The 22,070-nt window shown below is 59.4% G+C and carries 19 protein-coding genes; 16 read left to right on the top strand and 3 right to left on the bottom strand.

The window, feature by feature from the left end:
* The first annotated feature begins 108 nt into the window (after nucleotides 1-108).
* From motA to MHZ89_RS06640, 14 genes are all read left to right on the top strand, one after another.
* Nucleotides 109-996 (top strand): flagellar motor stator protein MotA, encoded by an 888-nt coding sequence (motA, locus tag MHZ89_RS06705; RefSeq protein ID WP_311782350.1) that lies wholly within the window; start codon nucleotides 109-111, stop codon nucleotides 994-996.
* Nucleotides 993-1,940: a flagellar motor protein MotB gene (gene motB / locus MHZ89_RS06700; RefSeq protein WP_311782349.1), complete on the top strand. Its 948-nt coding sequence runs from the start codon at nucleotides 993-995 to the stop codon at nucleotides 1,938-1,940. Before motA ends, motB begins: the two co-directional genes overlap by 4 nt.
* Before the next feature lie 10 nt (nucleotides 1,941-1,950).
* Complete coding sequence (gene cheA, locus MHZ89_RS06695) at nucleotides 1,951-3,945, top strand: chemotaxis protein CheA (protein ID WP_311783005.1); 1,995 nt, start codon at nucleotides 1,951-1,953, stop codon at nucleotides 3,943-3,945.
* 22 nt (nucleotides 3,946-3,967) lie between these two features.
* On the top strand, nucleotides 3,968-4,465 hold the full coding sequence (gene cheW, locus MHZ89_RS06690) for a chemotaxis protein CheW (RefSeq protein WP_120453794.1): 498 nt from the start codon (nucleotides 3,968-3,970) through the stop codon (nucleotides 4,463-4,465).
* Nucleotides 4,466-4,617: 152 nt separating this feature from the next.
* Nucleotides 4,618-6,288: a methyl-accepting chemotaxis protein gene (locus tag MHZ89_RS06685; RefSeq protein ID WP_311782348.1), complete on the top strand. Its 1,671-nt coding sequence runs from the start codon at nucleotides 4,618-4,620 to the stop codon at nucleotides 6,286-6,288.
* A gap of 194 nt (nucleotides 6,289-6,482) precedes the next feature.
* The gene (locus tag MHZ89_RS06680) at nucleotides 6,483-8,147 is read left to right on the top strand and encodes a methyl-accepting chemotaxis protein (RefSeq protein WP_311782347.1); all 1,665 of its coding nucleotides are present in this window, start codon (nucleotides 6,483-6,485) and stop codon (nucleotides 8,145-8,147) included.
* Nucleotides 8,148-8,331: 184 nt separating this feature from the next.
* The gene (locus tag MHZ89_RS06675) at nucleotides 8,332-10,008 is read left to right on the top strand and encodes a methyl-accepting chemotaxis protein (RefSeq protein WP_311782346.1); all 1,677 of its coding nucleotides are present in this window, start codon (nucleotides 8,332-8,334) and stop codon (nucleotides 10,006-10,008) included.
* An 85-nt stretch (nucleotides 10,009-10,093) separates the two neighbouring features.
* The gene (gene cheR / locus MHZ89_RS06670; RefSeq protein WP_120453800.1) at nucleotides 10,094-10,969 is read left to right on the top strand and encodes a protein-glutamate O-methyltransferase CheR; all 876 of its coding nucleotides are present in this window, start codon (nucleotides 10,094-10,096) and stop codon (nucleotides 10,967-10,969) included.
* Nucleotides 10,966-12,015, top strand: coding sequence for a chemotaxis response regulator protein-glutamate methylesterase (locus MHZ89_RS06665; protein WP_311782345.1), 1,050 nt, complete (start codon nucleotides 10,966-10,968; stop codon nucleotides 12,013-12,015). The genes cheR and MHZ89_RS06665 overlap by 4 nt, the downstream gene beginning before the upstream one ends.
* A gap of 39 nt (nucleotides 12,016-12,054) precedes the next feature.
* Nucleotides 12,055-12,444 (top strand): chemotaxis response regulator CheY, encoded by a 390-nt coding sequence (gene cheY, locus MHZ89_RS06660; RefSeq protein WP_120453804.1) that lies wholly within the window; start codon nucleotides 12,055-12,057, stop codon nucleotides 12,442-12,444.
* Nucleotides 12,445-12,453: 9 nt separating this feature from the next.
* Nucleotides 12,454-13,098 carry a protein phosphatase CheZ gene (cheZ, locus tag MHZ89_RS06655; RefSeq protein WP_311782344.1) on the top strand — a complete coding sequence of 215 codons (645 nt, stop codon included), beginning with the start codon at nucleotides 12,454-12,456 and terminating at the stop codon, nucleotides 13,096-13,098.
* Nucleotides 13,099-13,256: 158 nt separating this feature from the next.
* Complete coding sequence (flhB, locus tag MHZ89_RS06650; protein ID WP_311782343.1) at nucleotides 13,257-14,408, top strand: flagellar biosynthesis protein FlhB; 1,152 nt, start codon at nucleotides 13,257-13,259, stop codon at nucleotides 14,406-14,408.
* Entirely contained in the window at nucleotides 14,401-16,494 is a 2,094-nt protein-coding gene (gene flhA / locus MHZ89_RS06645; RefSeq protein WP_311782342.1) for a flagellar biosynthesis protein FlhA, read from the top strand. The genes flhB and flhA overlap by 8 nt, the downstream gene beginning before the upstream one ends.
* Nucleotides 16,494-16,898, top strand: coding sequence for a flagellar protein FlhE (locus tag MHZ89_RS06640; RefSeq protein WP_271152976.1), 405 nt, complete (start codon nucleotides 16,494-16,496; stop codon nucleotides 16,896-16,898). Before flhA ends, MHZ89_RS06640 begins: the two co-directional genes overlap by 1 nt.
* A 198-nt stretch (nucleotides 16,899-17,096) precedes the next feature.
* Here MHZ89_RS06640 and argS read toward each other — a convergent pair whose 3' ends face one another.
* Nucleotides 17,097-18,827 (bottom strand): arginine--tRNA ligase, encoded by a 1,731-nt coding sequence (gene argS / locus MHZ89_RS06635; protein ID WP_311782341.1) that lies wholly within the window; start codon nucleotides 18,825-18,827, stop codon nucleotides 17,097-17,099.
* Nucleotides 18,828-19,024: 197 nt separating this feature from the next.
* Nucleotides 19,025-19,147 carry a hypothetical protein gene (locus MHZ89_RS06630; protein WP_255729570.1) on the bottom strand — a complete coding sequence of 41 codons (123 nt, stop codon included), beginning with the start codon at nucleotides 19,145-19,147 and terminating at the stop codon, nucleotides 19,025-19,027.
* Between the two features lie 308 nt (nucleotides 19,148-19,455).
* On the opposite strand from MHZ89_RS06630, the gene MHZ89_RS06625 reads away from it, so the two are divergent.
* Nucleotides 19,456-20,022 (top strand): VOC family protein, encoded by a 567-nt coding sequence (locus MHZ89_RS06625; protein ID WP_311782340.1) that lies wholly within the window; start codon nucleotides 19,456-19,458, stop codon nucleotides 20,020-20,022.
* Here the strand turns inward: MHZ89_RS06625 and MHZ89_RS06620 are convergent.
* Nucleotides 20,019-21,164, bottom strand: coding sequence for a PatB family C-S lyase (locus MHZ89_RS06620; RefSeq protein WP_311782339.1), 1,146 nt, complete (start codon nucleotides 21,162-21,164; stop codon nucleotides 20,019-20,021). The genes MHZ89_RS06625 and MHZ89_RS06620 overlap by 4 nt on opposite strands.
* Nucleotides 21,165-21,248: 84 nt before the next feature.
* Here MHZ89_RS06620 and cutC point away from each other — a divergent pair, with 84 nt between their 5' ends.
* Nucleotides 21,249-22,001 (top strand): copper homeostasis protein CutC, encoded by a 753-nt coding sequence (cutC, locus tag MHZ89_RS06615; protein ID WP_311782338.1) that lies wholly within the window; start codon nucleotides 21,249-21,251, stop codon nucleotides 21,999-22,001.
* Nucleotides 22,002-22,070: the final 69 nt, after the last annotated feature.

Raw genomic sequence — 22,070 nt, 5'->3', positions numbered from 1 at the left:
CCAGCAGCGGGTATCCCCCGCTGCTTTTTTTTTGCCCACGATTTGAATAACGCCTGCGGCTCTCTGGCTTAACTTCCACCAACACGTTACGGACGTAAGGATTTTTTTGTGCTGATCTTATTAGGTTATATCGTTGTTGTCGCATCCGTGTTGGGCGGATATATGCTGGTGGGCGGTCATCTGGGCGCGCTTTACCAGCCTTCCGAGCTGTTAATTATCGGCGGGGCCGCGGCTGGCGCTTTTTTAGTCGGCAATAACGGCAAGTCGATTAAAAAAACGCTAAAAGCGCTGCCGAAGCTAATGCGCGGCTCGAAATACAACAAAGCCCTTTATATGGATTTGATGGCGCTGCTTTATCGCCTGATGGCCAAATCGCGCCAGCAGGGCATGCTTTCGCTGGAGCGCGATATTGAAGATCCGACACAGAGCGAAATCTTTTCTAATTATCCGCGTATTCTCGCCGATAAACAGCTGGTGGACTTTATTACTGATTATTTGCGTCTGATGGTCAGCGGCAACATGAACGCCTTTGAGATTGAGGCGCTGATGGATGAAGAGATCGAAACCTACGAACACGAATGCGAAGTGCCAGCGCAAAGTTTATCCGCCATCGGTGACGGTCTGCCCGCATTCGGCATCGTGGCGGCGGTAATGGGCGTGGTGCACGCGCTGGCCTCCGCCGATCGTCCGGCCGCTGAGCTGGGCGCGCTGGTGGCGCACGCGATGGTGGGGACATTCCTCGGCATCCTGCTGGCGTACGGCTTTATCTCGCCGCTGTCGTCGGTGCTGCGCCAGAAGTGCGCTGAAACCACCAAGATGATGCAGTGCATTAAGGTCACGCTGCTCTCCAGCCTCAATGGCTACGCGCCGCAGATTGCGGTGGAGTTTGGTCGTAAAACGCTTTATTCCACCGAGCGCCCGTCGTTCAGCGAACTGGAAGAGCACGTACGCAACGCAAAAAATCCGGCTAAACAGACTTCGGACGAAAATGCATGAAGAACGGCAACCGCCCCATAGTGGTGATCAAAAAGCGCAAGCATAAAGGCCACGAAGGCGGCCATGGCTCGTGGAAGATCGCCTACGCCGACTTTATGACGGCGATGATGGCCTTCTTTATGGTGATGTGGCTGATCTCCATCTCCAGTCCGCAGGAGCTGGTGCAGATCGCCGAATATTTTAAAACGCCGCTGAAGGTCGCGCTGACCGGCGGCAAGCGCAGCAGCGACAGCGACAGCCCCATTCCGGGCGGCGGTGATGATGCCACGCGCATCCAGGGCGAAGTGAAAAAAGTCGTCAATATGGATGAGCAGAAGCGCAAGCTGGATGACATTCGCCTGAATCGCCTGCGCGAGAAGCTGGATCAGCTGATCGAGGCGGACCCGCGGCTCAAGGCGCTGCGTCCGCATCTGATTATTAACATGGTGGACGAAGGGTTACGTATTCAGATTATCGACAGCCAGAACCGGCCAATGTTTAAGACCGGTAGCGCGGAAGTCGAACCCTATATGCGCGATATCCTGCGCGGCATCGCGCCGCTGCTGAACGATATTCCCAACCGCATCAGCCTGGCGGGCCATACCGACGATTTTCAGTACGCGAATGGCGACCGCGGCTACAGCAACTGGGAGCTTTCAGCCGATCGCGCCAACGCCTCGCGCCGCGAACTGGTAATAGGCGGCCTTGATGGCGGCAAAATACTGCGCGTAGTAGGCATGGCCGACACCATGAAACTGAAAAACCGCGGCGGCAACGATGCCGTTAACCGCCGCATCAGCCTGCTGGTGTTGAACCACGACACTGAAGCAGCAATTGAAAAAGAGAACGCCGAGAGCGACGCCGTACAGGTGAGCGATCCGGCGGCCATTGAAAAGATTACCGCGCCGCCTGTGCCGCAAAGCAGCAGCCCGGTAAACACAGCAGCCCCCTCACAGCCGAGGTGATCCCGTGAGCATGGACATCAGCGATTTTTACCAGACGTTTTTCGATGAGGCCGATGAGCTATTAGCTGATATGGAGCAGCATCTGCTGGGGCTCGATCCCCAGGAGCCGGACTCCGAGCAGCTTAATGCCATCTTCCGCGCCGCCCACTCAATAAAGGGCGGTGCCGGAACCTTCGGTTTTACGGTATTACAGGAAACCACCCACATTCTGGAAAACATTCTGGATGGTGCTCGTCGCGGCGAGATGCAGCTCAGCACCGACATCATCAACCTGTTTTTGGAAACTAAAGATATTATGCAGGAACAGCTCGATGCCTATAAAACCGCGCAGGAGCCAAACGCGGAAAGCTTTAACTACATCTGCGAAGCGCTGCGCCAGCTGGCGTTAGAGGCGAAAGGCCTGCCGGTTGCCGCCCCAGCGGCCGCGGCGGCTGCGCCAGTCGCGCAAGAGGCGCCGGCCAGCAGTGGCCTGCGCGTGCAGCTGGTCAACCTCAAAGAGAAAGAGGTCGACCTGATGCTGGAAGAGCTGAGCAATCTGGGCAGCTTAAGCAATGTGGTGAAAGGCAACGACTCTTTAGAAGCGACTATCGACGGCGTCGGTAAAGACGACATCGTGGCGGTACTCTGCTTCGTTATCGAAGAAGGGCAGATCCGCTTCCCGCAGGCGGACGCCGCTGAAGCCGCGCCGGTCGCCGAACCTGCGCCAGCCGCTCCTGCACCGGTCGCTGAAGCCGCGCCGGTTCAGAGCGCCAGCGTCAGCGAACTGCCGGTTGCGAAGCGCGAAGCCAAACGCGCCGCCGCGCCGGCGAAAAGCAGCGAGTCAAGCAGCATCCGCGTCGCGGTGGAAAAGGTTGATCAGCTGATTAACCTGGTCGGTGAACTGGTTATTACCCAGTCAATGCTGGCGCAGCGCTCCGGCGAACTCGATCCGGTCGCTCACGGCGATCTGCTGAACAGCATGGGGCAGCTGGAGCGCAACGCGCGCGACCTGCAGGAATCGGTGATGTCGATTCGTATGATGCCGATGGAATATGTATTCAGCCGCTTCCCGCGTCTGGTGCGCGATCTGGCGAGCAAGCTGGGTAAAGAGGTGGAACTGACGCTGCTCGGCAGCTCGACCGAACTCGATAAAAGCCTGATCGAACGTATTATTGACCCCTTAACGCACCTGGTGCGCAACAGCCTCGACCACGGCATTGAGTCGCCGGAAAAACGTCTGGCGGCGGGCAAAGTGGCGACCGGCAATCTGACGCTTTCAGCGGAACATCAGGGCGGCAATATCTGTATCGAAGTCTCTGACGATGGCGCTGGCCTGAACCGCGAGCGCATTCTTGCCAAAGCGCTCTCGTCCGGCCTGCCGGTCAGCGAAAACATGACCGACGAAGAGGTCGGCATGCTGATCTTCGCACCGGGCTTCTCCACCGCTGAGCAGGTCACCGACGTGTCGGGCCGCGGCGTCGGCATGGATGTGGTCAAGCGAAACATCCAGGAGATGGGTGGCCATGTGGAGATCGCTTCGAAGCAGGGTAAAGGCACCACTATCCGTATCCTGCTGCCGCTGACGCTGGCGATCCTCGACGGTATGTCAGTACGCGTCGCGGACGAAGTGTTTATCCTGCCGCTCAACGCGGTAATGGAATCTCTGCAGCCGCGCAGCGAAGAGCTGAAGCCGCTGGCGGGCGGCGAGTGCGTGCTGGAAGTGCGCGGCGAGTACCTGCCGCTGGTTGAGCTGTGGAACGTGTTTGACGTCCAGGGCGCGAAAACCGAGGCGACGCAGGGTATCGTCGTCATCCTGCAGAGCGCGGGCAAGCGTTACGCGCTGCTGGTCGATCAGCTCATTGGCCAGCACCAGGTGGTTGTGAAAAACCTGGAGAGCAACTATCGCAAGGTGCCTGGCATCTCTGCCGCCACCATCCTCGGCGACGGCAGCGTCGCGCTGATCGTTGACGTGTCGGCGCTGCAATCGCTCAACCGTGAAAAACGTGTGGCCGGCGCGGCCGCCTGACTGATAACAAAAGGGTAGAAAAATGACTGGAATGGCAACCGTGACCAAAATCGCCGGCGAAACCGTCGGCCAGGAGTTCCTGGTATTTACGCTGGGAGACGAAGAGTACGGAATCGATATTCTTAAGGTGCAGGAGATCCGTGGCTACGATCAGGTCACGCGCATCGCCAACACGCCGGAATTTATTAAAGGCGTTACCAATCTGCGCGGCGTTATCGTGCCGATTATCGACCTGCGCGTGAAATTTTCCCAGCCGGACGTCGAGTACAACGACAACACTGTGGTCATCGTGCTGAATCTGGTACAGCGCGTAGTCGGCATTGTGGTGGACGGCGTTTCTGACGTGCTGTCGCTGACGCAGGATCAGATCCGTCCTGCGCCGGAGTTCGCCGTCACTATGTCTACCGAATACCTGACCGGTCTCGGTGCGCTCGGCGAGCGTATGCTGATTCTGGTGGATATCGAGAAGCTGCTGAGCAGCGAAGAGATGGCGCTGATGGATACGCTGCGCAGCGCGTAAGCCTCTTCTCACAGGCCGGGATAAACCGGCCTGTGATTATTTATCTTCTGAATCAAACAGAAACATATTTTAAATATCCTTAGCGCGCTAAATATATTCCGCTCCCCGCCGATACCTTTATTGCTTGATCTTCTACTTTCCCAGGGCTCCCTATGTTAACCAAAATTCGCGTAGTCACCAGTTTATTACTGGTTTTACTGATGTTTGGCCTGTTCCAGGCTTTTTCAGGAGCAGTGTTCTTCTCGGCATTAAGCGATGATAAAACCAGCTTTAACGTGTCGCAGCTTGCCAGCAAAAACCTTGAGGCGCTCAACGATGCCTATATGAGCCTCAACCAGAGCCGGGTAGTGCTGACGCGTGTTCAGCTGCGAATCGCAAACAGCAAGCTGGATGGTAAAGCGCCGGATATCGCATCGCTGTTTACCGACAGTCAGAACTTCCAGCAAACGGCGGCTAAAAAGTTCGATCTGTTTAAAACGACGCCAGACACGCCGGGACAGGACGCGGCGCTCAATAACCTTCTGATGGACGCCTATGGCGCCTATGCGACGGCGCTGACGCAGATGCAGGCGGCGCTGGTAGCCAATAATCTCGACGAAGCGGGCAGGGTGCCGGTTGCGCCTAACCAGAACGCATTTCTTAAGATCTATACCGACTGGCGCGCCAACCAGGCGCACCTCTCCGAGCTGGGCGTAGAGAAAAATGCCAGCGCCTATACTCGTATGCTGTGGATCCTCGGCGCCATTATGGTACTGGTCGTGCTGGCTATCGCGCTGTGCTGGGTTGGCCTGCGCCGCGTGCTGATCAACCCGCTGAACGGCAGCATCGCGCACATTCAGCAGATTGCGCAGGGCGACCTGACCCAACCGATTGTGGTGGAAGGGCGCAACGAGATGAGCCAGCTGGCCGCTAGCCTGCATGAGATGCAGCAGGCGCTGGTGAGCACCGTCAGCAACGTGCGCGACGGTTCTGACGCCATCTTTACCGGCGCCAGCGAAATTTCTGCAGGCAACAACGATCTCTCCGCCCGCACCGAAGAGCAGGCGGCGTCGCTGGAGCAGACCGCCGCCAGCATGGAGCAGCTGACCGCGACCGTGAAGCAGAACGCTGAAAACGCCCGTCAGGCGTCGCAGCTGGCGCTGAGCGCCTCGGAAACCGCGCAAAAAGGCGGCAATGTGGTGGACGGCGTGGTGAAAACCATGAGCGACATCGCCGGCAGCTCGAAGAAGATCGCCGATATCACCAGCGTTATCGACGGCATCGCCTTCCAGACTAACATCCTGGCGCTGAACGCCGCGGTGGAAGCGGCGCGCGCAGGCGAGCAGGGCCGCGGCTTCGCCGTGGTGGCGGGCGAGGTGCGCAGCCTGGCGCAGCGTAGCGCCCAGGCGGCAAAAGAGATCAAGTCGCTGATTGAAGACTCGGTGAACCGCGTCAATGCCGGTTCGCAGCTGGTGGGCACAGCGGGCGAGACCATGAGCGATATCGTTAACGCGGTAACGCGCGTGACCGACATTATGGGCGAAATCGCCTCGGCGTCGGACGAGCAGAGCCGCGGTATCGACCAGGTAGGGCAGGCGGTAACGGAGATGGATCGCGTTACGCAGCAGAACGCCTCGCTGGTGGAAGAGTCAGCAGCAGCGGCAGCCTCGCTGGAGTCGCAGGCGAGCCGCCTGAGCCAGTCGGTGGCGGTCTTCAAGATCCCGCGCGCGGCAGCGACTGTCGGCACGCGACATGCCCAGATTGCGGCGCCGGTACCCAGCGCCTCCGCGCCGCGCAAGGCACTGGCCGCGCCCGGCAGCGACGCCAACTGGGAAACCTTCTGATCGGGCTAATCGCACAGGCGCATGTTAATACCGGGCGTTAGCCCGGTATTTTTTTAGCCGTTTCAATGCAATCCAGCCTCACGTTCCGCTTACAAAACCTTCAAAACGGTAAAAACAGCTAAACAGGCTCAGGTCTGGCGATGTCGCGCCGATAGAGAGCCTGCACGATTTTTTATGACTCCCGGGAAAACGATATGTTGAAACGAATCAAAGTGGTGACCAGCCTGATCGCCGTACTGGCGATTTTTAGCCTGCTGCAGCTGACATCGGGCGGGCTGTTCTGGTCCGCGCTTCAGAAAGATAAAGATGCCTTTGCGCTGGCGCAGGTCTCTACCCAAAACGTGACGGCGATGACCGATGCGTGGATCGCGCTTAACCAGACGCGCATCACCCTTAACCGCGCCATGCTGCGCCTGCAGAGCAGCACGGCGGCGCAGATCAATGGCGGTCAGTTAGACCAGCTGGTGCAACAAACTGAGCAACAGCTGGCGCAGGCCGATCGCAACTTTAAAGTCTATTACGATCTGCCTTCTACGCCCGGACTGGACGTGGCGCTGCGGGATAAGCTGGAGGCGCAGTACGCCAGCTATCACGATGGCCTGGCCGGTATGCTGGAGCGCCTGAAGGCGCGCGATCTGGAGGGGATGTTCCGCTTCAATATCGAACAGATCCAGACCAATATGCAGGACGCCTACAGCGAATGGCGCACGAAGCAGACGGCGCTTGCCGCGCAGGGCGCAGAGCAGAACCAGCGTGCATTTGTGCAGATGATGTGGCTGCTGGCGGCCGTGGCGCTGCTGGTGACCAGCGTGGTCGTCGCCTGCTGGTTCGGCCTGCGGCATGTGCTGATCCAGCCGCTGCACCAGCTGCTGACCCATATTCGCACCATTGCAGCGGGCGATCTTACTCAGCCGATTGCGGTGGAAGGGCGCAACGAGATGAGCCAGTTGGCGAACGGCCTGCAGGAGATGCAGCAGGCGCTGGTGAGCACCGTCAGCAACGTGCGCGACGGTTCCGACGCCATCCTGAGCGGCGCCAGTGAAATCGCAGCGGGCAACAACGATCTCTCCGCCCGCACCGAGGAGCAGGCGGCGTCGCTGGAGCAGACCGCCGCCAGCATGGAGCAGCTGACCGCGACCGTGAAGCAGAACGCCGAGAACGCCCGTCAGGCGTCGCAGCTGGCGCTGAGCGCCTCGGAAACCGCGCGTAAAGGCGGCGAGGTAGTAGACGGCGTGGTGAAAACCATGAGCGACATCGCCGGCAGCTCGAAGAAGATCGCCGATATCACCGGCGTTATCGACGGCATCGCCTTCCAGACCAATATTCTGGCGCTGAACGCCGCGGTAGAAGCGGCGCGCGCGGGCGAGCAGGGCCGCGGCTTCGCCGTGGTGGCGGGCGAGGTGCGCAGCCTGGCGCAGCGCAGCGCCCAGGCGGCAAAGGAGATTAAGTCGCTGATTGAAGACTCGGTGAATCGCGTTAACGCCGGTTCGCAGCTGGTGGGCACCGCGGGCGACACCATGGGCGAGATCGTTGGCGCAGTGACGCGCGTAACCGACATTATGGGTGAAATCGCCTCGGCGTCGGACGAGCAGAGCCGCGGCATTGACCAGGTAGGTCTGGCGGTAACCGAGATGGACCGCGTCACGCAGCAGAACGCCTCGCTGGTGGAGGAGTCCGCCTCGGCGGCCGCGTCGCTGGAGTCGCAGGCGAGCCGCCTGAGCCAGTCGGTGGCGGTCTTCAAGATCCCGCGTGCCACCCAGGCACCGCGTATCGCAGCGCGCACGCTTGCGACCGCGCCTGCGCCTGCGCGCCAGGCGGCGGCGGCATCCGCCTCCGGGGAAAACTGGGAAACCTTTTAACCTGAAATCTTCTGCCCGCAGGGACGCGGGCTTCTTTGTCTTCCGCCTGTTTCCGCCCCGATCGCGCCCGAATGCTGGCGACCTCTCTTTTTTAACGCCTGCGGCGTTAATCCCGCCTTAGCCACATAAAGATCCCTTCACTAACGCCGATAACTGATGCGTTCCGCCAACCAATGAGGTGTTTATGTTTAATCGAGTACGCGTTGTCTCTGGCCTGCTGAGTGTGCTGGCGCTGTTTATCGTGCTACAGCTCGTTTCCGGAAGCGCTTTTTTTAAAACGGTGAAAGCCGACAAAGAGAATTTTGCCTATAACCAGCGTCTCGCGACGCTGCAACAGGCGATGGGCACCTCATGGGTTTCCCTGGTTCAGGCGCGCAACACGCTGAACCGGGCCGGGATCCGCTATCTGCTGGACAGCCAACACGCCGGTTCCGGCGCGACGGTGCAGGATCTGGTAGCGCTGGCTAACGAGGAGCTGAAGGTAGCCGATCAGGGGTTCGCCGACTTTAACGCGAACTTATCTGAACAGGGGAAAACCGCAGATAACGTGGTGGCTCTGCAGGCAAACTACAAAGCCTATCGCGACGCGCTGGCCGAACTGATTGGGTTTCTCGGCACAGGCAATTTCAAAGGCTTCGTCGACCAGCCGACCCAGGGTTTTCAGGATAAATTCCAGAAAGACTATAACGCCTGGCAGAGCCATAACCAGCTGCTGGCGCAGCAGGGCGTCGAGACCAATAACACCGCTTACGACCACGCCATCATGATGGCGCTCGGACTGGTGATCGTATCGCTGCTGATAAGCCTACTGGTCTGGACGGTAATGCGCGGCTCGCTGATCGCTCCGCTGAAGCAGAGCATTGAGCATATCCGCCATATTGCGCGCGGCGATCTGACGCAGCCGGTTAATTTTAGCGTACGCAACGAACTGGGCGATCTGCTCGGGGCGCTGCAGCATATGCAGCAGGAGCTGGCGCGCACCGTCTCTACCGTACGCGACGGCGCGGACGCTATCTATACCGGTGCCAGCGAAATCGCCGTCGGCAATAACGATCTCTCTTCCCGTACCGAGGAGCAGGCGGCGTCGCTGGAGCAGACCGCTGCCAGCATGGAGCAGCTGACCGCGACCGTGAAGCAGAACGCCGAGAACGCCCGTCAGGCCTCTCAGCTGGCGCTTAACGCCTCGGAAACCGCGCAGCAGGGCGGCAAGGTGGTGGATGGCGTGGTGAAAACCATGAGCGACATCGCCGGTAGCTCGAAGAAGATTGCCGATATCACCAGCGTCATCGACGGCATCGCCTTCCAGACCAACATTCTTGCGCTGAACGCGGCAGTAGAAGCGGCGCGTGCGGGCGAGCAGGGCCGCGGCTTCGCCGTGGTGGCGGGCGAGGTGCGCAGCCTGGCGCAGCGCAGCGCCCAGGCGGCGAAAGAGATCAAGTCGCTGATTGAAGACTCGGTGAACCGCGTCAATGCCGGCTCGCAGCTGGTAGAAAGCGCAGGCGAAACCATGGGTGAGATCGTCAGCGCGGTAACGCGCGTAACCGACATTATGGGTGAAATCGCCTCGGCGTCGGACGAGCAGAGCCGTGGCATTGACCAGGTCGGTCTGGCGGTAACGGAGATGGATCGCGTCACGCAGCAGAACGCCGCGCTGGTGGAAGAGTCTGCTTCGGCGGCCGCATCGCTGGAAGATCAGGCCAGCCGACTGAAACAGGCGGTTTCTGTGTTCAATATCGGTAAAGAATTTGTCGGCCAGGCCGTTAACAGAACTACGGCGTCGAAAAGTCTACGTCTGGATGCGCCAGTAGCGGCTTCCCGCGCGGCGGTCGGTCGTAGCGACGACAACTGGGAAACCTTTTAATCGCCTGGATGGCCGGGTCGGCGGCAACGCCGCCCGGCATAGCAGCAGAATCTAATGAATTAAGTACAGTGCCAGGTGACCTGAAATGAAGAAATCGACGCTACTGGATCAAAACGAAGCGACAACCATGCTCTCGCAGATGGTGCAGCGCCTGCCGCTTTCGGATACACACTTTCGTCGTATCAGCCAGCTGATCTATCAGCGAGCTGGCATTGTGCTGGCCGACCACAAGCGCGAAATGGTCTACAACCGTCTGGTGCGCCGTCTGCGCACGCTGAACATTGATGACTTTGGTCGCTATCTGGCTCTGCTGGAGAACGACGTCAACAGCGCGGAGTGGCAGGCTTTTATCAATGCGCTGACCACCAACCTGACGGCATTTTTCCGCGAGGCGCACCATTTCCCGATTCTGGCGGAGCATGCGCGTAAGCGTTCAGGCAGCTTTAACGTCTGGTGTGCGGCGGCCTCGACCGGCGAAGAGCCTTACTCGATCGCGATGACGCTGGCGGAAACGCTGGGCGCCGGGCCGGGCAAGTTTCAGGTGCACGCCAGCGATATCGATACCCAGGTGCTGGAGAAAGCGGTCGCCGGCGTCTATCGCCAGGAGGAGCTGCGCACGCTGTCGCCGCAGCAGCTGCAGCGCTTTTTCCTGCGCGGCACCGGCCCGCATGCTGGCATGGTGCGCGTACGCCCGGAACTGGCGCACAGCGTCAGCTTCGCCCAGCTCAACCTGCTGGCGAACGAGTGGGCGCTGCCGGGGCCGTTTGATGCGATCTTCTGCCGCAACGTAATGATCTATTTCGATAAAGAGACGCAGGAGAAGATTCTGCGTCGTTTTGTTCCCCTGTTGAAGCCGGGCGGTCTGCTCTTTGCCGGTCACTCAGAGAACTTCAGTCAGATTAGCAAAGAGTTCTGGCTGCGCGGACAAACCGTCTATGGACTGACGAAGGAAAGACGATGAGCAAAATCACCGTAATGTGCGTGGATGACTCCGCGCTGATGCGACAGCTGATGACCGAGATCATCAACAGTCATCCCGATATGGAGATGGTGGCTACCGCGCCCGATCCGCTGGTCGCGCGCGATTTAATCAAGCAGTACGACCCGCAGGTGCTGACGCTGGACGTGGAGATGCCGCGCATGGACGGCCTCGACTTTCTGGAAAAACTGATGCGTCTGCGTCCGATGCCGGTGGTCATGGTTTCGTCGCTGACCGGCAAAGGCTCGGAGATCACGCTGCGCGCGCTGGAGCTGGGAGCGGTGGATTTTGTCACCAAACCGCAGCTCGGCATTCGCGAAGGGATGCTGGCCTACAGCCAGATGATCGCCGACAAGATCCGCGCGGCGGCGCGCGCGCGACTGCACGCCCGTCCGACGATGCCGGCGCCGTTAACCTTAAAAGCGGGTCCGCTGCTCAGTAGCGAAAAGCTGATCGCCATTGGCTCGTCGACCGGCGGCACCGAAGCGATTCGTCACGTGCTGCAGCCGCTGCCGCCGACCAGCCCTGCGCTGATGATCACCCAGCATATGCCGCCGGGTTTCACCAAATCCTTCGCCGAGCGTCTCAACAAGCTCTGCCAGATTACGGTGAAAGAAGCGGAAGATGGCGAGCGCATTTTGCCGGGGCACGCCTATATCGCGCCGGGCGCGATGCATATGGAGCTGGCGCGCAGCGGGGCAAACTATGTAGTGAAACTGAATGAAGGGCCGCCGGTGAACCGCCACAAGCCCTCCGTGGATGTGTTGTTCAAATCGGTAGCCATCAACGCCGGACGTAACGCGGTAGGGGTCATCCTTACCGGTATGGGCAACGACGGCGCGGCGGGCATGCTGGAGATGCACCGCGCCGGCGCCTGGACCATCGCACAGAGCGAAGCGTCCTGCGTGGTATTTGGTATGCCGCGAGAAGCCATCGCCAGCGGCGGTGTGAGCGAAGTCGTGGATTTAGGCAACGTCAGCCAGCATATGCTGGCAAAAATTAGCGCCGGACAGGCACTGCGTATTTAACAGGCCCGTCCTGCCGGGCGAGATAACACAGGAGTAATTATGGCTGATAAAAACATGCGCTTTTTAGTGGTTGACGACTTCAACACGATGCGTCGTATTGTGCGTAACCTGCTGAAAGAGCTGGGATTCAATAATGTCGAAGAGGCGGAAGACGGCGTTGATGCGCTCTCTAAACTGCGCGCGGGCGGCTTCGACTTCGTCATCTCCGACTGGAATATGCCGAACATGGATGGCCTGCAGCTGCTGCAGACCATTCGCGCCGACGGCACGCTGGGCCAGCTGCCGGTGCTGATGGTAACCGCGGAAGCGAAAAAAGAGAACATTATCGCGGCCGCGCAGGCCGGCGCCAGCGGCTACGTGGTGAAGCCTTTCACCGCCGCCACGCTGGAAGAGAAGTTAGGCAAAATCTTCGAAAAACTGGGTATGTAAGGAGATGTGATGAGCAACCTTCCGAAATCAACTGAGGATGCCGCCACGGCGCAAGACATCATTACCCGGATCGGCTCTCTGACCCGTATGCTGCGCGACAGCCTGCGCGAACTGGGACTGGATCAGGCGATTGCCGAAGCGGCGGAGGCGATCCCCGACGCGCGCGACCGTCTGGATTATGTCGTACAGATGACCGCGCAGGCTGCCGACCGCGCTCTTAACTGCGTTGAAGCCGCGCAGCCGCATCAGGACAAAATGGAGGCCGGTGCCAGCCAGCTGAAAGGCCGCTGGGACGCATGGTTCGAGAACCCGATTGAGCTGGCGGATGCCCGTGAGTTGGTTTCGGATACTCGCGAGTTTCTTTCTGCGGTGCCGGGGCACACCTCATTTACCAACAAGCAGCTGCTCGAAATCATGATGGCGCAGGATTTCCAGGACCTTACGGGCCAGGTGATCAAGCGCATGATGGATGTGATTCAGGAAATTGAGCGTCAGCTGCTGATGGTGCTGCTGGAGAATATGCCGGAAGTCAGCGCCGAGCAGCGTCAGCAAAGCTCGAGCCTGCTGAACGGCCCGCAAATTCATGCCGATGCGCCGGGCATCGTTTCCAGTCAGGATCAGGTAGACGACCTGCTGGACAGCCTGGGTTTCTGAGGCTGGTTTTACCCCCGATCGGGAGGCGCAACGCCTCCCGATCGATACGCGTTTGCCTTATGGCGAAATTAACTCGCTTTTTCTCCGCTTAATCCCCGCTTTAACTGCCGCGTACTTTGGCATGCTGTGCTCAGAATTCCCACCCACTGAGGTTTGTCGTGGCTGAAGAGAGCGACGAGGACAAAACAGAATCGCCCACACCCCACCGACTTGAAAAAGCGCGTGAGGAGGGACAGATTCCGCGTTCGCGCGAGCTGACGTCGGTGCTGATGCTGCTGGCGGGTCTTATGATCCTCTGGCTGGGCGGCACGATGATGGCGCGCCAGCTGGCGGCGATGGTCGCTTCCGGGCTGCGTTTCGACCACGGCATGGTGAACGACAGCAAGCTCATCATCGGCCATATCAGCAGTCTGATCGGCCAGGCGGTGATGGCGTTGTTGCCGTTGCTGGGCGGGCTGGTGCTGGTGGCGATCGCCGCACCGATGCTGCTGGGCGGTATCGTGATCAGCGGCAAATCGATCAAGATGGATTTTAAAAAGCTTAACCCGCTGCCGGGTTTTTCCCGCATGTTCGCCGCTCAGGCCTGGACCGAGCTGTTCAAAGGCATTCTGAAAGCGGTGCTGGTGGGGAGCGTAGGCGGCTGGTACATCTGGTCGCACTGGAGCGAGATGCTGCGCCTGGTCAGCCAGTCGCCCACCAACGCGCTGATGCACGGGCTGGGGATGATCGCCGCCTGCTGCGCGCTGGTGGTGCTTGGCCTGATCCCCATGGTGGGCTATGACGTTTTCTGGCAGCTCTACAGCCATTACAAAAAGCTGCGCATGTCGCGCCAGGAGATCCGCGACGAATTTAAACAGCAGGAAGGCGACCCGCACGTAAAAGGGCGTATCCGCCAGGCGATGCGCGCCGCCGCGCGCCGCCGCATGATGGCCGATGTGCCCAAAGCTGACGTTATCGTCACTAACCCGACGCACTACTCCGTGGCGCTGCAGTACAACGAGAAAAAGATGAGCGCGCCGAAAGTGGTGGCGAAAGGGGCGGGCGAGGTGGCATTAAAGATCCGCGAACTTGCCGCAGAACACCGCATACCGCTGCTGGAGGCGCCGCCGCTGGCGCGCGCGCTCTACCGGCATACAGAGATTGGTCAGCAGATCCCCGGCGCGCTCTACGCGGCGGTGGCGGAAGTACTGGCCTGGGTCTGGCAGCTGCGCCGCTGGAAGCGCGAAGGCGGCCTGATCCCGAACAAACCGAAAAACCTGCCGGTTCCGGCAGAGATGGACTTTGCAGGAGAGAAGCGAAACGATGGCTAACCTGGCCGCAAAACTGCGTTTACCGAACAACCTGAAAGAGACACAGTGGCAGGTACTTGCCGGCCCTGTGTTGATTATGATGATCCTGTCGATGATGGTGCTGCCGCTGCCCTCCTTCATCCTCGATCTGTTGTTCACCTTTAACATCGCGCTCTCGATTATGGTGCTGCTGGTGGCGATGTTCACCCAGCGCACGCTGGAGTTCGCCGCCTTTCCCACCATCCTGCTTTTCTCGACGCTGCTGCGACTGGCGCTGAACGTCGCCTCGACGCGTATCATCCTGATGGATGGCCATACCGGCGGCAGCGCGGCGGGACGCGTAGTAGAAGCGTTCGGCCACTTCCTCGTCGGCGGCAACTTTGCTATCGGTATCGTGGTGTTCGTCATCCTGGTGGTCATTAACTTTATGGTTATCACCAAGGGCGCGGGACGTATCGCGGAAGTGGGCGCGCGCTTCGTGCTGGATGGCATGCCGGGTAAACAGATGGCGATCGACGCCGATCTTAACGCGGGCCTGATCGGCGAAGAGGAGGCGAAAAAGCGACGTACCGAGGTGACGCAGGAAGCGGACTTCTACGGTTCGATGGACGGTGCGAGTAAGTTCGTACGCGGCGACGCCATCGCCGGCATTCTTATCATGGTCATCAATATCATCGGCGGTCTGCTGGTGGGCGTCGTGCAACACGGTATGGATATTGGCCATGCTGCGGAAACCTACACGCTGCTGACTATCGGTGACGGTCTGGTAGCGCAGATCCCGGCGCTGGTGATCTCCACCGCGGCGGGCGTCATCGTGACTCGCGTCGGCACCGATCAGGATGTTGGCGAGCAGATGGTGGGGCAGCTGTTTAAAAACCCACGCGTAATGCTGCTGAGCGCCGGCGTGCTCGGTCTGCTGGGCCTGGTGCCCGGCATGCCGAACTTTGTGTTCCTGCTTTTTACCGGCGCGCTGCTCGGCCTGGCATGGTGGATGCGCGGCCGTGAGATGGAGGCGAAGAAGAATCCGGAAGCCGCCAGCAGCTCCATCATGAAACCTTCAGATACGCCAGCCAATACCGAGGCGTCCTGGACCGATGTGCAGCTGGAAGATACGCTGGGAATGGAAGTCGGCTATCGTCTGATCCCAATGGTGGATCACACGCAGAACGGCGAGCTGCTGGGCCGTATCCGCAGCATCCGTAAAAAGGTGGCGCAGGATGTCGGCTTTCTGCCGCCGGTGGTGCATATTCGCGACAATATGGAGCTGCCGCCCGCGCGCTACCGCATTCTGATGAAAGGGGTAGAGATTGGCAGCGGCGACGCCTATCCTGGCCGCTGGATGGCGATCAACCCCGGAACGGCGGCGGGCACGCTGCCGGGCGAGGCGACTGTCGATCCGGCATTTGGTCTGGCCGCCATCTGGATCGACAGCGCGCTGAAAGAGCAGGCGCAGATCCAGGGCTTTACCGTGGTGGAAGCGAGTACCGTGGTGGCAACGCACCTTAACCACCTGATTGGCCAGTACGCCAGCGAGCTTTTTGGCCGTCAGGAGGCGCAGCAACTGCTCGATCGCGTCAGCCAGGAGATGCCGAAGCTGACGGAAGATCTGGTGCCGGGCGTGATAACCCTGACCACGCTGCACAAGGTGCTGCAAAACCTGCTGACCGAGCGCGTCTCGATCCGCGATATGCGTACGATTATCGAAACCCTGGCGGAGCACGCGCCGGTGCAGAACGATCCGCAGGAACTGACCAGCGTGGTGCGCGTAGCCCTGGGGCGCGCCATTACACAGCAGTGGTTCCCTGGCAATGACGAAGTGCAGGTGATCGGCCTTGATACCACGCTGGAGCGTCTGCTGCTGCAGGCGCTGCAGGGCGGCGGCGGGCTGGAGCCGGGTCTGGCTGACCGGCTGCTGGAGCAGGCGCAGGCCGCGCTGCAGCGTCAGGAGATGCTGGGCGCGCCGCCGGTGCTGCTGGTCAACCATCCGCTGCGCGCGCTGCTGGCGCGCTTCCTGCGCCGCAATCTGCCGCAGCTGGTGGTGCTCTCCAATATGGAGCTGACCGACAACCGCCAGATCCGTATGACCGCCACCATTGGAGGCAAATAATGCGCCGCTGGTGCTGGGGGCTGGCGCTGCTGTCGCTGACCGCTTTGCCGCTTTACGCCGCCTCGGGCGCGTGGCAGGCCAGCGTCAGCGGCCCGGCGTTAAGCAACCGCGGCGGCTGGGTCCGCTCAAAGCCGCTGCGCGCGCCACCGGGGATTTCCGGCTCGGTTAATATTATTAACTGGCGTTATCAGCTCACCGGCCCTGCGCCGTCGGGTTTACAGGTCCGGCTGTGCGGCGCGCAGCGTTGCGCTACGCTGGAGGGCGGCAGCGGCGCGACGCGCGAACTGGCGCAGCTCGACGCGGGCGAAACGCTCTATATGGTGTTTGGCGTGGCGGGCAGGGGGGCGTTGCCGCCGGGCCTGCAGGTGTTGAGCAGCGAAGTGATGGTCAATTACCAGAACTGAAGGTGAACGAGGCGGAACTTAAAGCGCGCGCAAAAGTTAACTGTGCGGGTAGTCTGGGCTGAAGAGCAAAGCGTCCCGCGACAAGGATGTCGCGGGCCGAGCGAGCATGGATGCCTTGAGCGACTTTGCGATCGGGCCAGACTACCCGCATCGGCAACAAGCCAAAAACAAAAACCCCGCTTGCGCGGGGTTTTTGTTTTACATCCGTTCTACGGTCTTAATACCTAAGGTATCCAGGCCCTGCTTCAGCGTCTTCGCCGTCAGCGCTGCCAGCTGCAGGCGGCTCTGGCGCGTGGCCTCATCTTCCGCGCTGAGGATAGGGCAGTGCTCATAGAAGCCAGAGAAGAGACCAGCCAGATCGTAGAGATAGGCGCACATAACATGCGGCGTACCGTCGCGCGCCACCTGAATGATGGTTTCTTCAAACTGCAGCAGACGCGTCGCCAGCTGCGCTTCGCGATCTTCGGTAATAGCCAGCGGCGCGTCAATGCTGTCAACCTCGACGCCCGCTTTACGGAATACCGAGAGCACGCGAGTATAGGCGTACTGCATATAAGGCGCGGTATTGCCCTCAAACGCCAGCATGTTGTCCCAGTCGAAGATGTAATCGGTGGTGCGGCTTTTCGACAGATCGGCATACTTCACGGCGCCGATGCCAACCACTTCTGCCAACTGCTGCAGCTCCGCTTCATCCATTTCCGGGTTCTTCTCGCGCACCAGCGTCAGCGCGCGATCGTGCGCCTCTTCCAGCAGATCGGCCAGTTTAATGGTGCCGCCGCTGCGGGTTTTGAACGGACGGCCATCTTTGCCCAGCATCATGCCGAAAGCGTGATGCTCCAGCGGAACGGATTCCTGCACATAGCCCGCCTTGCGAACGATGGTCCACGCCTGCTGCAGATGCTGGTGCTGACGTGAATCGATGTAGTAAAGCACGCGGTCGGCATGCAGCGTCTCATAGCGATATTTGGCGCAGGCGATATCGGTTGTGGTGTAGAGGTAGCCGCCATCTTTCTTCTGAATGATGACCCCCATCGGCTCGCCTTCTTTATTCTTGAACTCGTCCAGGAACACGACGGTCGCGCCTTCGCTGGTCACCGCCAGCCCTTTGGCGCGCAGATCCTCGACGATGCCCGGCAGCATATCATTATAGAGGCTTTCGCCCATTACGTCCTTGCGCGTCAACGTCACGTTCAGACGGTCATAGATCAGCTGGTTCTGGCCCATGGTGATATCAACCAGCTTCTTCCACATGGCGCGGCAATATTCGTCGCCGCCCTGCAGCTTAACCACATAGGCGCGCGCGCGCTCGGCGAAAGCTTCGTCTTCGTCGTAGGTGCGCTTCGCTTCACGGTAGAAGGCTTCGAGGTCAGCCAGCGCGATATCTTCATGATGCTCGTTCTGCTGCTTCTCAAGGTAGGCGATCAGCATGCCGAACTGGGTGCCCCAGTCGCCGACGTGGTTAGCGCGGATGACGTTGTGACCAAGAAACGACAGCGTGCGCACCGCGGCGTCGCCGATAATGGTGGAGCGGACATGGCCGACGTGCATCTCTTTCGCCACGTTCGGCGCAGAATAGTCAACAACGATAGTTTGCGGTTCAACGGCGGCAACGCCCAGGCGCGGCTGCGTTAGCGCCAGCTTCGCCTGTGCAGCCAGCCAGTCGCGGTCGAGAAAAATATTGATAAAGCCCGGCCCGGCGATCTCCACTTTGCTGGCGATGCCTTTCAGGTCAAGATGCGTAATCACGCTTTCAGCCAGCTGTCGCGGCGCCTGACCCAGCTTTTTTGCGACGGCCATAATGCCGTTCGCCTGATAATCCCCAAACTGAACCCTGGCGGACTGACGAACCTGGGGGTCGCAGTCAACCGGCGCACCGGCTAAAATCATCGCCTGACTGACTTTTTCGGAAAGAAGAGCCTGAATATTCACCGCATTACCTTCATCTGCTAAAAGGCCCGTCTGCCGCGCAGCGAGCCGTTGTCCTCACCCTGCCGACGCGCCCGCAGGCCGCGCAGAATGGAAAAAAGAAGAGGGGAAGTATACGTGAAATGTCTCGTTGCGTCAGCAGCCGCCGCGCAAGAGAGCGTGCGGGGAAACGGCGTCAGGCCGGTTTCCCGAAACAGAGATTAGCGACGGCGCAGATGACGACGAGGATTTTTGACGCTTTTGTCTTCACGCACCTTCCAGTGGCGGGAAATTGCAAATCCCATCAGTGCGATCAGGACTGCGACAACAATGAGCATGAACATAGAGCCATTCCTTGTAGTTGTGTTAGGTCAAATCTATAAGAAAGGCGGTGAAGCTGCAATTGTTTGGCTGGCAAATAAGAGTTATCTTATTGTATAAAAGAACGTCATTTTTTTCAATTAGTTAACTGCTTTTCATCCAGAAACTACTGGCCCTGAAGTCGGGATAAATCTGAATTAAAAGGGCATATTACGTGGTTTTGCCGCAAAATTATGGTCAAATCGGATGATTCTTAACATCTTATCGCGGCCAAAGCAGTGCTGGCGGGGCTTTGTATTTATTAAAAAACTTAAACTAACAGAGACGTTTTATGATTTCCAACCCAACATTTCCCTCTGAATTACAGGACTTAGAAGAGGATCTGACGCGCTTCAGCGCTTCACTGCAACAATTCGCAGACCGTCTCGGATTAAACTTAGCGGCGCTCGAGGCCGATCATATCGCGGTGCGCTGTCATCAAAACAGCACTGCCGAACGCTGGAAAGAAGGGCTGTTGAAGATAGGGACGCAGTTTTCCGAAGCGATGATCAACGGGCGGCCTGTCTGCCTGTTTAAACTGCATCAGCCACTGCTGCTCAACGGCTGGCAGCTGGACGTTATCGAACTGCCCTGGCCAGGGGAGAAGCGTTATCGCCACGAAGGTTTTGAGCATGTGGAAATCGTGCTGCGCGGCGATCACCAGACGCTGGGCGTGCGCGCGATGGCGCTGCTCAGCGACGATGCGCTCACGCAGCCGGGCATCTCGTTCAAGACCAGTTCGCCAAAGGGCGAAAGCGATCGGCTACCTAATCCGACCCTGGCGGTGACCGACGGGCAAACCACGATAAAATTTCATCCGTGGCGACTGGAGGAGATTGTCGCCAGCGAGGCGGGTTAAGCGCGCGCGGCGATGGCGGCGCGCAGCCGCACCAGCGCTTCTTCCAGCGTGGCGTGCGTGCAGCCAAAATTAAAGCGCACAAAGCGGTCGTCGCCGAAATCGCGTCCGGGCGAAAAGCCCAGGCCCCATTTCTCAAAATAGAGCGCCGGGCTGGCAACATCCAGCCCGTTACAGTCTATCCAGCCTAAGTAGGTCGCTTCCGGTCGGGCCATCGTCAGCCCCGGTAGCGCATTGACGGCAGCATGCAGCCGGTCGCGGCTAATACGCAGATAGGCGAGCTGCGCGTCCAGCCAGTCATCACCGCCGCGCCAGGCCGCTTCGGCGGCGACCAGCGCCAGAATATCGACCTCAGGCACGATGCCGTAACGCGCCTGTTTAAAACGCGCCCGTAGTTCAGCATTAGGGATAATCGCCAGCGAAGCGCCAAGTCCGGCGATATTGAAGCTCTTGGAGGGGGAGATGAGCGTAATGCTGCGCTGTGCGGCGTCTTCGCTCAGGCTGGCGAAGGGGATATGCTGCACGCCAGGCTCCAGCAGCAGATCGCAGTGGATCTCATCAGAACAGACGATCAAATCGTGCTGACGGGCAAAGGCCAGCTGCGCTTCCAGCTCGTCGCGGCGATAGACCGTACCGCCGGGATTTTGCGGGTTGCACAACAGTAACAGCTTCTCTTTGCCGTTCAGCAGGGGTGGCGCCTGGCTGAGGTCGACAACCCAGCGACCCGCCTGCAACGTCAGCGGCAGATGGATCTGTTCGCGCTCCGCCAGCTTCGCCGCGCCGCGAAACGGCGGATAAATGGGCGAAGGGGCGATGGATCGCTCGTCAGGCTGGGTCAGGGCGCGCACCGTCAGATTCAGCCCGCTCACCACGCCGGGCAGTACCACAATCCACTCCGGCTCTACTTTCCACTGGTAGCGCTGTTCAAAGCGCGCGATCGCCGCCTCCATTAATCCCGTCGGCCGTCCGCCATAACCAAAAACGCCATGATCGGCGCGGTTTTTTATGGCTTCGATAATGCACTCCGGCGAGCGGAAATCGGTGTCCGCCACCCACAGTGGAAGCACATCCCGGTCACTATATTTGTTCCATTTCAGACTATCGCTGTGACGACGGTCTATCCGTTGGTCAAAATTAAATGCCATATGCTGTTTTCCACGTAAACTAATTTTGTAATCAGACTATCTTATCGCCCTGTGTCGAGCCAGACGTCATGAAAGGAGGAACTGATGACCACACTGGAAATTTGCTGCTACGGCGTGGATTGCGCCATGACGGCGCAGCAGGCTGGCGCTGACCGCGTTGAGCTGTGCGCCGGACCGCGCGAAGGCGGCCTGACGCCTTCAGCCGGTTCACTGGAGGCGGCACGACGTGAAATATCGATTCCGGTTCATCCTATCGTCCGACCGCGCGGCGGCGACTTCTGCTATACCGCCCGTGAATTTGAGATCATGAAATCCGACGTGGCGAGAATTCGCGAAATGGGGTTTCCAGGCCTGGTTATTGGCATGCTGGACGAAGAGGCGCATATCGATCGCTCGCGCATGCGGCAGATTATGGCGCTGTGCGACGGGGTGCAGGTAACGTTTCATCGTGCGTTTGATCTCTGCCACAGTCCGAACCGCGCGCTGGAGGAGCTAACGGCGCTGGGGGTGGCGCGCATTCTGACTTCCGGCCAGCAGCAGAGCGCGGAAAACGGAATTGCATTATTAAGGGAACTTAATGAACAGAGCGAGGGTCCAATCATTATGGCTGGTGCTGGCGTACGCCTCAGCAACCTGCAAAAGTTCCTGGACAGCGGACTTAGCGAGGTTCACAGCTCTGCCAGCCGCCTCGTAACCTCACCGATGCGTTACCGAAAAGCCGGTGTCTCCATGTGTTCCGAAGCCGAAATGGATGAGTTCAGCCGCTACTGCGTGGATAGCGATGTGGTGGAAGCCATGAAAAGCGTGATGCAGCTCAATACCGTCAGGGTAGCCTGAATCACCACAGATTTTGCCGCGCAGCACGCCTTATGACGTGATGTTTGCAAGTACCAAACCCCAGCCATC

The sequence above is a fragment of the Pantoea sp. ACRSB genome, from assembly GCF_022346905.1.
GTDB lineage: Bacteria > Pseudomonadota > Gammaproteobacteria > Enterobacterales > Enterobacteriaceae > Pantoea > Pantoea piersonii.
Note: the sequence above shows the minus strand (reverse complement) of the source record. Positions and strands in the feature narration are given on the sequence as shown.